Raw genomic sequence first — 14,115 nt, 5'->3', positions numbered from 1 at the left:
GCGCAGCGAAAATAAAGAAATACCAACAGATCACAGGGCCTGATAACGGAACCTCTGATTCCAACCTGCGTTTGTCCGGTTAAACACGCCCGTAAGATCGTTACAGAAAGGATTGCCTGGCTTTTTCGGACGACTTTTGAAGAAACGGCTTCTGTTCAGAAACCATACCGGAGGTATCTTCTTCTGACAAAAGGAGCTGGTTCTTTAAAATATATTTGAAATAATAAGCAACAACAAGCGCCGCCGGAATGCTGATGGAGAGCCAGGTAGCCATATCCCGGGCAATTCCCTGAAAATGCTTATAATAAAGCAAATAGGCGCCCAGGCCGATTACAATACCTGCTACTGCAGCAAGAAAATAACCCAGCAGACATTGCCATACCCATTTTCCAGGGGATTGAACCATTGATTTTAATTGTATTGCATTGATGATGCCGATAGACAGGAACATGAACAATATATCAAAAGGAACAAAAAAGGTATAATAGCCGAGCCAGAACACCCAGGGTATAAAGAACAGAAACGGCCAGATGCCGATCGGAATTTCCGGCTTCCCTACCCTTTGAAATATCCTGTTCTGCGTTCTTACGAGAAAGAAAACAAAGACAAACAACGACAAGGTATGCATAATAAACTGCGGGGTGGTTAATAGTTTATTATGATCACCGGTAAGCCCGTGCGCAATAAGCGGGTGAAAAAAACCCAGGGCACCGGAATAAACGGCGATATTGCCTCTTACCCATTTTTTTAAAAACATGTTTTTAGCTGATTCCATAATTTTGTGATTTATAATGCAAAGTACCTCCATAGTACCGGCGGGGAAAGGGGTATTTTCTACCTGAAATGATATATTTTACGCCATGGCATTACAGGGAACGGTCATTCGCAGCATTTTTCAAACGGCAGCTTCATTGGGAGCCGCTTTTGACACCCTTTGCCAGATGTCTGGTATCAGTCCCGAAGAAATTAGTAACTCAGAAAACATGGTTGAATGGGAGAAGGCCGCGCTCATTTGGGTACCCTTGTTAAAGCTGTCCGGCAACCCATTGATTGGCCTGCATGTAGGCATGAGCACAACCACGCTGCTTCATGGGATGGTTGGCTTTCTGGTTCAAAGCTGTAAAGATATTGATCAGAGTATTCAGGTATTATGCAGGTATGGCTCCATAGCATCACCAATGGTTGAATACCGGTATACGGTCAATGATGCAGCCACTCTTGAAATTACTCAGAACAAGATGTGGCTAATGAAATATCCGGAACCGGCAAGGCATGCCAATGATTTCTTATTTGCTGCAATCCTCAATACCTGCAGCACCCTCTCGGGCAAACACATTGTTCCGCTGCGCATTGAACTGGCTTACGCAATGCGGGAAATTTCAACATACCGGAAGTTTTTTGGATGTGATGTACTTTTCAATAAAGAGGCCAATCGCATTGTTCTAAATAAAAACGATATATCAACGCCCCTGCTTACCAGCGATCAATCCATGTTCCAGCTCTTCAACGCTATTATGGCCGACAAACAGGCATTGCTGGCTACTAACAGCATGACAGAAAATTTAAAACATATATTGTTCATGCAGTTCAAGGGAAGGATCCCCACAATTGAAGAAGCGGCCACAGCATTAAATATAACGCCACGGCATTTGCAGCGCAGGTTGCTTCAGGAGCAAACCAGTTTTCGTGCAATTGCAGGAACAATAAGAAAAGAAATAGCCCTTCAGTTAATGCAAAATCCGTCTATAAAAATATCCGAGATTTCCGATATCCTTGGTTACTCCGACCTCACGGCATTTAGAAAGGCCTTTAAATCCTGGACCAAATCAGCGCCGAGGGCATTAAGGAAAGAACAGCGGTAAAAAAGCCCGTTAGCGCCCGCCATCACCCGGCAAGATCTCTTTTGAATATTTTACGCTGTTGCGGGCAACTTAGCTAACCGATCATTAAATATCAAAAGAATAAAAGAGGTTATTCTGGGGCGTTTAAAAATTGCTAACAGGTTCCGGAGACTACTGTTAATTAATTAAAATACATACAATGTTTAATCAGAAAGTCGTTTTAGCTACGGGCGCAGCCGGTGGTATTGGCCTGGAGATCAGTACTGCCGTTGCTAAAGCAAATGCAAAAATTGTGATCACTGATATGAATAGAGAACAGATTGCGCAGGTAGCCACTTCTTTAAAAGAGCAGGGCTTAGCGGTTATAGGGATAAAATGCGATGTTTCAAATGAACAGGAAGTAAGGAGCGCTTTAGACAAAACGCAAAAGACTTTTGGATCGCCGGATATTTTAATTAACAATGCCGGGCTGCAACACGTGGCTCCCCTGGAAGAATTCCCGACAGAGAAGTTTGAACAGCTTAGTAGTACAGTTCCTTATTATTGAACCATTCCCTAAGCAAATTACAATTTACCGGTAAGGACCCCGGCAGCTATCACCAAATTAAAAGCGGCAACTCTTTAAGGAATTGCCGCTTTTAATTTTTCGTGAACTTTTCCCAGGTAGGGAAAGTGGGTAGAGCGGACCGGAAATAATGCGAACTTAATTGTTGAGGGTTTTTTGAAGTTTTGTGAATTGCCGGACTGCCAGAATGGCGATAAAACTATTGGAAACGACTAACTTTACTTATTCCCAGGTCCAAGAAGGTTCCCCCATCTGGCCAGTTTATCCAACCGTTTTGCGGAGGATTTATTGAGCTTTATTGAATTACCGACCTTGTAATAAATTAAGAACAACCTGGTTCCCAATCCTTGTAAGGATATTGCAGTCATTTCAGAGATTTTGTTACAACTTTCGTTGATCCAGATACACCGCGTTCAGGTAGGTTATCGAACTTTGTATTATAATTTAAAAGCAGCAAAAAATATGCAAACGATATTAGGAGCTAACGGGCAAATAGGTGAAGAATTGGCTAGAGAGCTGAAAAGAAATTTTACTTCCGATATCAGGATCGTAAGCCGTGAAGCCAAGAAGGTAAATGATACAGATGAAGCTTTTTCAGCAGATTTATCTGCCCGTGAAAAAGCCGTTGAAGCCGTAAAGGGCAGCGAGAGAGCCTATTTCACTTTAGGCTTGCCTATCAGTTCAGATCTATGGGAACAACAGTTTCCGCTTATTTTAAGGAACGTAATTGAAGCCTGCAAAATCAACGGCACCAAACTGGTGTTCTTTGACAACACATATATGTATCCGCAGGACAACAGGCTGCTTACGGAAGAAACCATTTTTGATCCCATCGGCAGAAAAGGAAAAGTTCGCCAGGAAATGGCCGAAATGGTATTGAAAGAAATGCAATCAGGAGAACTGGAAGCAGTAATCTGCCGTGCGCCTGAATTTTACGGTCCCGGGAAAACACAAAGCATTACCAATACCTTAATCTTCAACAATATTAAGGAAGGCAAAAAGCTGAAAGTGCCGTTAAGCGACAATAAAAAACGCAGCCTGATATGGACACCTGATGCAAGTCGTGCTACTGCGCTGATCGGTAACGCGCCCGATGCTTTCGGACAGACCTGGCATTTGCCTGTTGATAAAAGCCACCCGACATACAAACAATTTATTGCATTGGCGGCTGATATCTATGGTAAAGAACTGAAATACTCCGTTGTTCCAAAATTCGTCTTTAAAATAGGGGCAAGATTTAACCAGCGGGTAAAGGAATTGCAGGAACTACTGCCGAGATATGAACACGATAATGTTTTTGACGATACCAAATTCAGGAAACGTTTCCCTGAATTTAAAGTAACGTCTTATAAACAAGGAATAGAACAAATTAAGAACGGGCAATCAGCAGTACAAAAATAAAATCAGTAAATTAGCAATGAATAAATCTGAAAATCAGCAAATGAAAGCTCCTTTGAAAGTTCCCTCTGTCAGTGCGCTGCATCAGTCCCTGGGATTGGGTAAACCGTCCAACCCGCTGATCAGTGTATTTAATTTTGATGAGGTGAAGTTGGAGCCGGAAACCATTTTAAGCGCGGTAACCACGGACTTCTATGTGGTTGCCATAAAAAAAGACTGTGCAGGCGGAAAATGCAAATATGGGCAGCAATATTATGATTTTGATGAGGGTATCATATACTTCATCGCACCCCATCAGGTGTTGCAGTTTGAGGACGTTTTGCTAAACGGCGTAAAAGGTTTTGTTTTGGTAGTGCACCCCGATTTTCTGCAAAGCTATCCGTTAGCCGCTGCAATAAAAGAATACGGTTATTTTTCTTATGCAGCCAATGAAGCACTGCACCTTTCTGAAAAAGAAGAAAAGTCGGTGATGGATATTGTAGAAAATATATCCCTTGAAATAGATGCCAATATGGATGCTTTCACGCAGGATTTGCTGGTATCTAATATTGATTTGCTCCTGAAGTATTGCGATCGTTTTTACAACCGCCAGTTTTTAACAAGGAAAAAAGTCAATAATGATCTGCTCGTTAAATTGGAAACGCTGCTGGACGATTATTTTAAAGGCGAGCAATTATTGACAAAAGGCATCCCTACAGTGCAGTATGTTGCGGGGGAACTGCACCTGAGTCCCAATTATTTGAGCGATATGCTCCGGGTGCAGACGGGGCAAACCACGCAGCAGCATATACAGAACAGGGTCATAGAAAAGGCAAAAGAGATGCTTTCAACAACTAACAAATCTGTTTCCGAAATTGCCTACGAGTTAGGCTTTGAGCATCCGCAATCCTTTCACCGCCTGTTCAAAAGCAGAACCGCGGTATCGCCCTTGGATTTCAGGACGTCGTTTAATTAGTCACAAAAACAAGATTGAAGAATTTAGCAGAAACACTGAGTTTCCGCAGTTCTATACGCGTATATGACCGGGAGAAACCTCATTTTCAGAAATACGGTTACAAACTTCCGTAATTGCGTTACAGATGCCTTGTTTTTTAGAACGAATTTTGTTACTCATAAATATCAAATCCTTTAAAAATGAAAAAACTCTTGTTAATTGTAACAAATGTGGGTCATTATGCAAGCGGATTAGATACAGGCTTATGGTTAAGTGAACTGACACATATTTACCAGGCAACTAAAGAAAAAGGCTGGGATGTTACCATCGCAAGTCCGAAAGGCGGATCAGTTCCCATTGACCCGGAAAGTCTGAAGCCTTTAGTATTGGACAAAATTTCAAAGAACTATTACGAAAGTCCGGGCTTTATGAATGAGTTAAACCATTCTAAAAGCCTTCCTGAGGTACAGAACGAAAGTTTCGATTGTGTATACCTGGCTGGCGGACATGCAACGATGTATGACTTCCCGGATGATGAAACTTTACAATCCATCATCAGCCGTCAGTATGAAAGTGGGAAAATGGTGGCAGCTATTTGCCACGGAGTAGGTGGATTATTAAATGTGAAATTGCCTGATGGAACTTATTTAATTAGCAGAAAAAAACTAACGGGTTTTGATTGGTTTGAAGAAAGTATTGCCCGCAGAAAAAGAGAGGTTCCTTTTAATTTGGAAGCGTCCTTAAAAGAAAAAGGCGTGATTTATGATAAAGCATTTATTCCAATGACTTCAAAAGTAGTGGTGGATGGGAATTTAATAACCGGACAAAATCCTTTCAGTTCTAAAAAGATGGCAAAAGTGGTTGTAAAAGAGTTGGAGAAATAGTTAAATCAAATAACAATTAAAAATTTACACAATGGCACAGTTCTTACCAGCGGAAAAAGACCCGCAAATTTTAAGACAAATCAGGGAATTTCTGAATGCACTCAACAACAGTGGCGGTGAACCATTAGAAACAATGACGCCACAGGATGCAAGACAGGTACTGGTAGATGCGCAGCAATCTGTTGAGGTAGATTACTCGGGCATTACCGAAGAGGAAAGAGAAATTGCACAGGACGGCTTCACTATAAACATCCACATCGTAAAACCTGCAAATGCAGCTTCGGAAAACCTCCCGGTTTTTATGTTCACCCATGGTGGCGGCTGGATATTGGGCGATTACCCGACTCACAGAAGACTGGTAAGGGATCTGGTAGTAAACAGCGGAGCTGCAGCTGTTTTTACAGATTATACACCCTCCCCCGAAGCAAAATATCCAGTGGCTATCAATCAGATCTATGCCGCAACAAAATGGGTAGCTGAAAACGGAGCTGAAATTGGCGTTGACGGTAAAAATTTGGCAGCAGCAGGAAACAGCGTAGGCGGCAATATGACCGCTGTACTTTGTTTGATGGCAAAAGACAAAGACGGCCCGAAAATAAAATTCCAGTTGCTTTTATGGCCCGTTACGGATGCAGATTTTACCCGTGAATCCTGGCGGAAATATGCAGAGGGGAGATTTCTTACTGCTCCTATGATGAAGTGGATGTGGGATAGCTATTTACCCGATGCTGAAAAGCGAAAAGAATATTATGCCACACCGTTTAATGCCACATTGGAACAATTACAAGGACTTCCTCCAGCACTGGTACAACTGGCAGAAAATGATATTCTTTTTGATGAAGGTCTGGCTTATGCCCGTAAATTGGACGAAGCCGGAGTGCCTACGACGATTGAAACCTACAACGGATTTATCCATGATTATGGTTTACTAAATCCTTTGGACCACGTTGAAGCCGTTAAGTTTTCTTCGCAGCAGGGTGCTTTGGCATTAAAGAATGCATTGTTTCCTTAAATCGGTTTTTATATAAATTTTTGAAGGTGGTCCTGTTATTTACAGGACAGTCTTGTATTTGGAATTTGGTGATAGATTATTTTTGGAAATGCTATAGTAAGGGAAAACATGCAAATCCTTAAACGAAAATCGAACTAATGAAAAAGTAAGCTAATACCCTCTCCTATATCATTTTATGTCTTTTGTTGTAAAAAACGAGGGCGTTTAATTGGCATAAAATCTAACTGCCAACAGCTCAACTATAATTTATTGGCATTCCATTAGTTAGCAGTGTAAAGAGACGAAACACTTTTGATACTGTGTTTCGTTAAGTAGGCTGAACGGAAATGGTGCGAACTTAGTTATTGAGGATTTTTTGAAACTTTGTGAATTGCCGGACTGTCAGAATGGCGACCAACCCAAGGGAAATTTCTAATCGCGTCAGAATCCAACATCAAAGAAGGCTCTACTAATAGACTTTCTTTGATACGCGAACGACTGCAAATTGATGAAGGTCATATAACGGTTGTATGTTCGAACACAGAAAACTTCTTTAATACCAATCTAAGATGTAGAGCACTTTTCCTCACTTTTCCCAGATGAGGTAGAGGAAGACGAAGTTCCATTCTAACAATAATCTATTCAAGAATATTTACATACCTAATCTTGAGAAATTGCTTTCCTTTGCGCTGCAAAAACTGCCAAACCTCGCTGAAATATGAGGTTTTAGCAAGTTGGAGATCAAAAGAAAGATTCAAAAAACGCTGCTTCCAGACGGTACTTTATACGATATCAAAAAATCATGAAGATCTAACCAAGAGGGCGAACGGCTTTCTTTACCTAACAGAATATATATATCAAGCAATTTCCAGGATGAAAGTATAAAAAATCCCGCCAATTATGTGGAATGTCAAGCAAGGTGATCAAAAAGGGAGTCACCATTTTTACTGCAGTCAGTGTAATGGCTTCTGTCTTCCAATAGATCCTTTCAGGTAGCTTCACCCGGGATAATTTGATTTGTAGCTAGTACCAAATAATAAACGGCAACTCTCTCAAGTAGCTGCCGTTTATTGCCTTTTCTGCCAGATTTACTACTACTTTTTTCAATATCGCGATATCCACCGCAGGCCACCATAACCGATTACCGGTTTTTAGGGAACATTCGACTGTCTCAATCCAGTCTGATTGCTGCTTTATCACATACCTCAATATACTCCAATATTTGTTCTTTGATAAAGGGCTTTGTTATAAAGCCATCAGCTCCGTTATCATTAGCTAAGTTTAGCTCACAATCCGTCGCATAAGCGGAAATCACTTTAATATGAGCGGACACGAACGTTTTAAAACGTCCTATAAATTCACATCCACAACCGTCGGATAAATGATTATCCAGAAAAATGAGTTTAATTTCTGAATGTTCTTTCAATATGGCCGTTGCATCTTTAATTGAGGCAGCCCCGATAACTGTAACTCCCCCTTGCCTCAAAATTTGAGTCATTAAATATAGAGTATCCTGTTCGTCATCTACGACTAAGATAGCAAAAAGCCCTTCCGTCATTGTATAGAATTAAGCTGAAGTACGGCGGGTGCAAGGATCGGTGATCCCGGACAACTTCAGTTCTTGAAACAACAATTCAATACACCGCATTTCAAATTTGACAGCCTGTGCGCTGTATTGCTTCATTTACAGCCTACCAGCCGGGCAAAGCAAAATCATTCGTTCACCCACAAGGCCCAGTGCTGGTCAAATTTGTACCATTTGCCATCCGCACCCTGCCACTTCCATTCTGGTACCTCTTCCCATTTCGCTCCTTCGGCAGGCCATACGAGTTTGCCTTGATGGATCCTGAGCCATTTACCATCTTTATCCATCCATGCCCCACCTTTGACAGCAGCCCATTTTTTGCCATCGGTGCTCCACCAGAGTTTTGCCATCTTATCCAGCTTGTACCAATAGGTCGTTCCGTCCTTTATACCCGGCCAGGCCTGGTTCTTTACCTTTTTCCATTCAGCTTTTTTTGAATGGTATGTTAACGGGACGCCGTTTGAAGCGTTAAGTTCGCTTATTCCTGTATTGCTTATAATAAAGCATACTGCGATTAATATTGCTTTTTTCATGTTGATATTTTTAGAGATTGAACGGTTGGTTATGATTTAATAAAAGGTTGTACGATGGCGATTACCTGATCGTAGGTCAGCGGCTCATCAAAACTTTCCGATGCGGCACTACTGCTTACAAATGCTGTAAGATCAATACCAGCCTGGGTTGTGAGCTCTTCGCCGTTATAGCTTTTTTGCACCGCGTCATCGCTGATGCCACCCGGGTTTTTCCCGGTAATCCAGGGTTTAATGGTGGCATCACTATTACGTGTCCGCCGCATCTGGCGGATGTGCGAGGCATGCCGGGCTTCCACTGAGTGAATGTTCAGCGCGGCTGTAAGTACGGTGTTATCGCTCATTAATACGCCAGCCTGCCCCTTATAAGCCCGCACTCCGGTATCTTCAAAGGTTTGGGCCACCGCCAGCAACAGATCATAGTTCGTGAATACATTTGCAAAATGCCCGCCGGCGGTAAAATCAAATGTGGGCTTAGATACCGGCGTTGCACCCAGCTGCTTTATCACTGTTGTTAAAAAGGCCACATGCTGATTCTCATGATCTCGAATAGTGGTCAATGCTGTTGTAGGAGCGCCGGCAGGTATGATCCCCGAGGCAACTGCCTTGGTATAGAATTCTGCTTCCAGGTATTCCAGTGTAAGGGCATATTGTAAAACCCCTTTTATATCTGCCGGGGCCGATTGACTGTACGCCTTATTTAATAGCCCGCCCAATGCAAGCGGTACTGCTGCCAGCGCGAGCTTCCCGCCGATACCGACGAAGTTGCGGATCGCCTTTCGGCGGGGACCCAGGCGTTCATAAATATCCGGGTCGGCTTTTTCAATGCTGTTTAATAGTTGATGCAGGTTCATAATGTTTTGTTTTTAAAATGAAGGATCAGGATTTGGGCAAATTACCTCCCCATAATTTGGAGGTCAGGAACGATTGTGCAATCATCAGTACATGGGCAGGTGCTTTTGCCTGGTCCATACCGTTGGCATCGATAACCGTACTGTCTGCAAATGAACCGTTGCTGATAAGATCGCGGATATAGGCAGCATGCCGGGCTTCCACTGAAACAATTTTTCCGGCAAGCGCCAGGTAGTTCTTGTCGGCGATCAGTGCTCCGGCACCATTGTAAGCCGATACTCCAAGGTCCTCAAAAGCTTTTGCGGTGGCCAGCACTGAATCTCTTTTTGCGAAGTCGATTGCAGAAAAATTTACGTTCAGCGCAGGTATAGCTGCTGTACCCAGCGCCTTCTTAAAAAATTCGCGGTGCGCTACTTCATGATCGCGGATATCCGTAAGCAGCGCGGTTTCCGCAGCTGTGATGCCGGAATAGGGAGATGCAGCAACCTTTGTATAAAAAGCTGCTTCCAGCTGTTCCAGGGCGTAGGCATAGTTCAGGATGCCGATATCACCTTTGCCAAGATCGACGCTGCCAGGCGGGAGGGTGCTGCCCATGCCATCATCATCCCTGTTGCAGGCGGCAAAGCCGGCAAGGCCCAAACCGCCGATGCCAAGCACGGAGAGGAATTTTTTCCGGCTAACGTCTTTTGCGTGTGCCATTTGTACACCGGTACGTTCCGGTTGTAAGGAATCTTTTTTCATATTTGTATATTTTTTTGATGTTATGTGAAGAGCGTTACATATAAATAGATACGGATACTATTTACAATCGGATTGCGATGCTGAAATTATTTTTGCGGGTGCTATTGTTACGGGATAAGGGTCTAAAAAAGGGCCGTATTGCTACAGCCCCTTTTTGCGAATGTATGTTACTTGAATATAACAGGGATAGATACGTATCCAGAGTGGAAACGGTTTTATAAAGCAGGGGATTTTATCCCGGCACTTTCCCCATGGCCTGCAGTTGGTCGAGGGAAGGTGTGGAACTGCCCCCTGCTTTTTCGAGTGTAATGGCAAATGCCTGCGCATTCTCAACATTTTTCAGTTCACATACCGTTGCGCAGTCTCCGATCACGCCGGCATCCACCGGGGTGCCGTTCACCAGGGCCCACAGCTGGTACTGCCGGTCCGGCGGTGGGGCCGGAAGTCCCTGCAACGACAACCGGACTTCTTTGTTTTTTGTGTTCCAGATAACTACTGCCTTTGTAGTGGCGGTTTCCTTAATTCCCATCAGGGCGATTTTCAGCGAAGAGGGATCTGAAAAGAATTGCAGGCTGGAACCCAGTACTTCCGTACGGGTTTGCAATGTTTGGTTTCTTGCATACAGCTGGGTACGCTGTAAGGCCAGGTCCCTGTTCTCCCGCTCCAGTACTTTTACTTTCTGATAAGCATATATATTATATCCTATGCTGACAATCAACAGCACGGCTGCAGCAGCTACCAGCGATTTTGAGAACGCGATCAGGTTCGTCTTGCTGCGAACAGAACGTGTCTGTTGGGGAACGTGTAAATTTTTGAGTATCTGATGCTTGGTCGCCTCTTTAACAGGGATCGCATTTTTTTGTGCCATTAGTTCCAGCTCTTTTTCAAATTCCAGGAGGGCTGCATGTACTTCGGGATGCAGCGAACGCATCCGCTCCAGTTCGGCAGCTTCTTCAGCATCTGCGATTCCCAGCACATAGCTTTCAATAATGCCGCTTTTTATGTATTCCTGAATGTCCACCTTCTATTTAATAAATTTTCTTAATTCGATCAATGCTGCACGCAGCCTGGTTTTTACTGTGCCCACCGGCAAACCGGTTTCGGCGGCTATATCACTGTGACTCATGCCTTCAAAATACGCCAATTCGATCACCTGCTGCTGTTCCTCCCTGAGGTTTTTGACCGCTCCTCTTAGTCCGATCGTATCGATATTCCATCCCGAGACCGCAGGAATAACATGCTCTTCGTTTGAAAGGGCCCTGTTCTGTAATGTATTTTTCCAGTTCCGGCTGCGCAGCATATCAATTGCCGTATTTCTTGCCACGGCAGCCAGCCAGGTGAACAGGCGTGCCCGGGATGCGTCATACGCCTGTACCTGGTTCCATATTTTTACAAAGCACTCCTGTAACACATCCAGGGCATGTTGTTCATCTGTAACAAAACTACGGATGATCCCGTTCAATGAAGCAGCATAATGATCATACAGGTAACCGAACGCCTCGGTATCCCGCTGTTTTAAAAGCATAACCAGCTCATCCTCAGAGTATGTGTGTCGTTTATTCAAGTATTACAGCCATCAGCAATACAATATACGGAATAACCGGTATTTTGGATTTGCCTTTTATTGAATTTATCAGATTTTAATATCAGCAATTAATTCCGGGACGTATCTTATGCCATTGCCGGTAGCAGCAGAGACACCAGTAATGTGAACCATTGATATCTGAAAAATTGTTTTATGACGTACAAGCTGTTATTAATACCAGGAAAAGAGTCACGAGTACTTTGAACAAGGTGAAGGGAAACTTTCCCCCTTGTGGGCTATCTGATCTGTCCGGTTTGTTCCCGAAAGCTCCGCGGAAGTTATTCGGGAGCAGTAACCAGAAAATATCCCTATTACCATTGTTCAAGCCCTTGCAGAATAAGATTCAGGACAGAGTTGATCAATAAAAACTATTATGAAAAACTACAGGATTTTGTTTTATCTGATGCCGCAACAGATTTACTACGCCTTGTGCTAGAAGATACTAATACAAGCACATATAGGTTCAAATATTTGTATGATCGGACTGTATTGCTAAAGCAGATTGAAGAACAGGACACAATAATTTCCAAAGCAAGAAAACTGTTTGTTGCCGATAGGCTCGATTTTGATGATTTTCGCGGATTAAAAACGGAATACCAGGCAGTTTCCCAAATTCTCCAGAAGGAATTCAACATATTGACAGATAAACTAAAGAGATTAAAGCAACAAACGCTGCAGGCAAAAAAATCCTTTGAAAATATTTTCCAGGGATATCAATACATGGATGCAGCCGATAAGAGGCAAATAATCAGTTTAATTCCTCCGTGCAAAATTAATGCGCTCACTGGCAACATGTCAGTAGAACTGAATAGCACACTAACAAAAATAATGTATCCAAAATCTCAATATTATCAAAAATGAATAGTACAGTTCGTAATCCTACTCATTTCACCGACCGGAGAATATCAACAGAGCGGGCTATTGCAATATTGGCTAAAAATGATATTCAGGTGAATCACAAGGAGGCAGCTTTGATATTGGATTTTTTTTACCATATCGCTCAATGTTATAGGAAGAAAGAAACATGCAAACCCTTAAGTGAAAATCGAACTAATGAAAAAGTAAGCTAATACCCTCTCCTATATTATTTTATGTCTTTTGTTGTAAAAAATGAGAGCGTTTAATTGGCATAAAATCTAACTGCCAACAACTCAACTATAATTTATTGACATTCCATTAGTTAGCAGTATAAAAAGACGAAACGCATCTGATACTGTGTTTCGTTAAGTAGCCCGGACAAGAATCGAACTTGTATCTAGAGTTTAGGAAACTCCTATTCTATCCATTGAACTACCGGGCCAAAATGGGTGGCAAATATAATAAATTCGGGTCAACAACCGCCGCAGAACATTTTTCCCGCCCCGGTTAGCCATACAGCTCAAAATGCACTGCTTTTTTGTCAAATCCCATCTCCACAATTCGCCTGCGGGCCTCATCTATCATGTTCTTCCAGCCACAGAGGAAAAAATTCGCACCGGCCTTTCCCCCGGCATGTTCCTCATAAATAGCATGTACATACCCGGTTTTACCTTCCCACTCCTCCCGCGATAGTGTTGGGATATAATGAAAATTCTCCAGTCCCAGGTTTTTCATCTCCTCATAATACAACAAGTCCTGTTGTGTACGGCAGCCATAAATAAGGTAAATATGCTTATGCGGAAGATTTTCCCGCACCAGCGTATGCAACATGCTGCGAAAGGGCGCAATACCTGTTCCTGTACAGACCAGGAACAGCTCCTGCTGCAATTGTTCTTCTTTCAATGTAAACACACCCAGCGGGCCGCGAAAGGTAACCTTGCTGCCCACCGCCCAGTTTTTAAACATATATGGGGTACCCAGGCCATCTTCCACCAGCACGATCAGCAGTTCATACACCGCTGTTCCGTTTGGCGCGCTGGCAATGGAATAGCTGCGCCAGCGTTTATTGGGCTTCTCATGAATGGGAAGATCCAGCGTTACAAACTGACCGGCTGTAAAATCAAAATGATCCGCTTCATCCACCTGTATAAAATACCGCCTGGTATTATAGGTCTCATCAATTATGTTGACAATTGTTCCTGTAAGCCAAGTGAGGGGCATAACATTTTTCTTTGTAAGATAAAATAAATTTCAGTAAAACCTCCGTCAACAGTGTGGGATTTATCGGCCTGACAACCTTTTTTTTCGATATCCCGAATGCCTGGTTTACAGTTAATTGAAAACGGTCCCG

15 protein-coding genes and 1 tRNA gene are annotated in these 14,115 nt (G+C 42.9%); 7 read left to right on the top strand and 9 right to left on the bottom strand.

Going from position 1 to position 14,115, the window contains the following annotated elements; genetic code table 11:
* Positions 1–100 precede the first annotated feature (100 nt).
* Positions 101–775: a hypothetical protein gene (locus GGU45_RS08830; RefSeq protein ID WP_435223892.1), complete on the bottom strand. Its 675-nt coding sequence runs from the start codon at positions 773–775 to the stop codon at positions 101–103.
* Between the two features lie 85 nt (positions 776–860).
* Here GGU45_RS08830 and GGU45_RS08825 point away from each other — a divergent pair, with 85 nt between their 5' ends.
* The 6 genes from GGU45_RS08825 (at position 861) to GGU45_RS08800 (ending at position 6,634) form a co-directional block, all read left to right on the top strand.
* Entirely contained in the window at positions 861–1,862 is a 1,002-nt protein-coding gene (locus tag GGU45_RS08825) for an AraC family transcriptional regulator (RefSeq protein ID WP_435223890.1), read from the top strand.
* A 178-nt stretch (positions 1,863–2,040) separates the two neighbouring features.
* On the top strand, positions 2,041–2,388 hold the full coding sequence (locus GGU45_RS08820) for an SDR family NAD(P)-dependent oxidoreductase (protein ID WP_435223888.1): 348 nt from the start codon (positions 2,041–2,043) through the stop codon (positions 2,386–2,388).
* Between the two features lie 480 nt (positions 2,389–2,868).
* Positions 2,869–3,807, top strand: coding sequence for an NAD-dependent epimerase/dehydratase family protein (locus tag GGU45_RS08815; protein ID WP_435223886.1), 939 nt, complete (start codon positions 2,869–2,871; stop codon positions 3,805–3,807).
* A gap of 16 nt (positions 3,808–3,823) precedes the next feature.
* Positions 3,824–4,759 carry a helix-turn-helix domain-containing protein gene (locus GGU45_RS08810; protein WP_435223884.1) on the top strand — a complete coding sequence of 312 codons (936 nt, stop codon included), beginning with the start codon at positions 3,824–3,826 and terminating at the stop codon, positions 4,757–4,759.
* A 179-nt stretch (positions 4,760–4,938) separates the two neighbouring features.
* Entirely contained in the window at positions 4,939–5,622 is a 684-nt protein-coding gene (locus tag GGU45_RS08805; RefSeq protein WP_435223882.1) for a type 1 glutamine amidotransferase domain-containing protein, read from the top strand.
* A 31-nt stretch (positions 5,623–5,653) separates the two neighbouring features.
* Positions 5,654–6,634 carry an alpha/beta hydrolase gene (locus GGU45_RS08800; RefSeq protein ID WP_435223881.1) on the top strand — a complete coding sequence of 327 codons (981 nt, stop codon included), beginning with the start codon at positions 5,654–5,656 and terminating at the stop codon, positions 6,632–6,634.
* A gap of 1,150 nt (positions 6,635–7,784) precedes the next feature.
* Here the strand turns inward: GGU45_RS08800 and GGU45_RS08795 are convergent.
* From GGU45_RS08795 to GGU45_RS08770, 6 genes are all read right to left on the bottom strand, one after another.
* Positions 7,785–8,171 carry a response regulator gene (locus GGU45_RS08795; protein ID WP_435223879.1) on the bottom strand — a complete coding sequence of 129 codons (387 nt, stop codon included), beginning with the start codon at positions 8,169–8,171 and terminating at the stop codon, positions 7,785–7,787.
* 155 nt (positions 8,172–8,326) lie between these two features.
* Positions 8,327–8,731 (bottom strand): hypothetical protein, encoded by a 405-nt coding sequence (locus tag GGU45_RS08790; RefSeq protein ID WP_435223877.1) that lies wholly within the window; start codon positions 8,729–8,731, stop codon positions 8,327–8,329.
* 29 nt (positions 8,732–8,760) lie between these two features.
* Positions 8,761–9,582 (bottom strand): ferritin-like domain-containing protein, encoded by an 822-nt coding sequence (locus GGU45_RS08785; protein WP_435223876.1) that lies wholly within the window; start codon positions 9,580–9,582, stop codon positions 8,761–8,763.
* Positions 9,583–9,607: 25 nt separating this feature from the next.
* Entirely contained in the window at positions 9,608–10,321 is a 714-nt protein-coding gene (locus tag GGU45_RS08780) for a ferritin-like domain-containing protein (RefSeq protein ID WP_435223875.1), read from the bottom strand.
* A 232-nt stretch (positions 10,322–10,553) separates the two neighbouring features.
* On the bottom strand, positions 10,554–11,342 hold the full coding sequence (locus tag GGU45_RS08775) for an anti-sigma factor domain-containing protein (RefSeq protein WP_435223874.1): 789 nt from the start codon (positions 11,340–11,342) through the stop codon (positions 10,554–10,556).
* A 3-nt stretch (positions 11,343–11,345) separates the two neighbouring features.
* A complete protein-coding gene (locus GGU45_RS08770; protein ID WP_435223872.1) occupies positions 11,346–11,885 on the bottom strand; it encodes an RNA polymerase sigma factor in 540 nt (179 codons plus the stop codon).
* 252 nt (positions 11,886–12,137) lie between these two features.
* On the opposite strand from GGU45_RS08770, the gene GGU45_RS08765 reads away from it, so the two are divergent.
* On the top strand, positions 12,138–12,767 hold the full coding sequence (locus tag GGU45_RS08765; protein ID WP_435223871.1) for a recombinase zinc ribbon domain-containing protein: 630 nt from the start codon (positions 12,138–12,140) through the stop codon (positions 12,765–12,767).
* Positions 12,768–13,134: 367 nt separating this feature from the next.
* On the opposite strand, the gene GGU45_RS08760 is transcribed toward GGU45_RS08765, so the two are convergent.
* Both GGU45_RS08760 and GGU45_RS08755 read right to left on the bottom strand, forming a co-directional pair.
* Positions 13,135–13,206 (bottom strand) — tRNA-Arg (locus GGU45_RS08760).
* Between the two features lie 65 nt (positions 13,207–13,271).
* The gene (locus tag GGU45_RS08755; RefSeq protein WP_435223869.1) at positions 13,272–13,985 is read right to left on the bottom strand and encodes a ferredoxin--NADP reductase; all 714 of its coding nucleotides are present in this window, start codon (positions 13,983–13,985) and stop codon (positions 13,272–13,274) included.
* Positions 13,986–14,115: the final 130 nt, after the last annotated feature.

The sequence above is a fragment of the Niabella hirudinis genome, from assembly GCF_051201075.1.
In the GTDB taxonomy this organism is placed as follows: Bacteria; Bacteroidota; Bacteroidia; order Chitinophagales; family Chitinophagaceae; genus Niabella; species Niabella hirudinis.
Note: the sequence above shows the minus strand (reverse complement) of the source record. Positions and strands in the feature narration are given on the sequence as shown.

Coding starts and splice junctions, on each gene's coding strand:
- GGU45_RS08795 (WP_435223879.1), bottom strand. CDS start 8,171: ATGACGGAAGGGCTTTTTGCTATCTTAGTCGTAGATGACGAACAGGAT.
- GGU45_RS08800 (WP_435223881.1), top strand. CDS start 5,654: ATGGCACAGTTCTTACCAGCGGAAAAAGACCCGCAAATTTTAAGACAA.
- GGU45_RS08780 (WP_435223875.1), bottom strand. CDS start 10,321: ATGAAAAAAGATTCCTTACAACCGGAACGTACCGGTGTACAAATGGCA.
- GGU45_RS08830 (WP_435223892.1), bottom strand. CDS start 775: ATGGAATCAGCTAAAAACATGTTTTTAAAAAAATGGGTAAGAGGCAAT.
- GGU45_RS08785 (WP_435223876.1), bottom strand. CDS start 9,582: ATGAACCTGCATCAACTATTAAACAGCATTGAAAAAGCCGACCCGGAT.
- GGU45_RS08755 (WP_435223869.1), bottom strand. CDS start 13,985: ATGCCCCTCACTTGGCTTACAGGAACAATTGTCAACATAATTGATGAG.
- GGU45_RS08820 (WP_435223888.1), top strand. CDS start 2,041: ATGTTTAATCAGAAAGTCGTTTTAGCTACGGGCGCAGCCGGTGGTATT.
- GGU45_RS08790 (WP_435223877.1), bottom strand. CDS start 8,731: ATGAAAAAAGCAATATTAATCGCAGTATGCTTTATTATAAGCAATACA.
- GGU45_RS08810 (WP_435223884.1), top strand. CDS start 3,824: ATGAATAAATCTGAAAATCAGCAAATGAAAGCTCCTTTGAAAGTTCCC.
- GGU45_RS08825 (WP_435223890.1), top strand. CDS start 861: ATGGCATTACAGGGAACGGTCATTCGCAGCATTTTTCAAACGGCAGCT.
- GGU45_RS08805 (WP_435223882.1), top strand. CDS start 4,939: ATGAAAAAACTCTTGTTAATTGTAACAAATGTGGGTCATTATGCAAGC.
- GGU45_RS08815 (WP_435223886.1), top strand. CDS start 2,869: ATGCAAACGATATTAGGAGCTAACGGGCAAATAGGTGAAGAATTGGCT.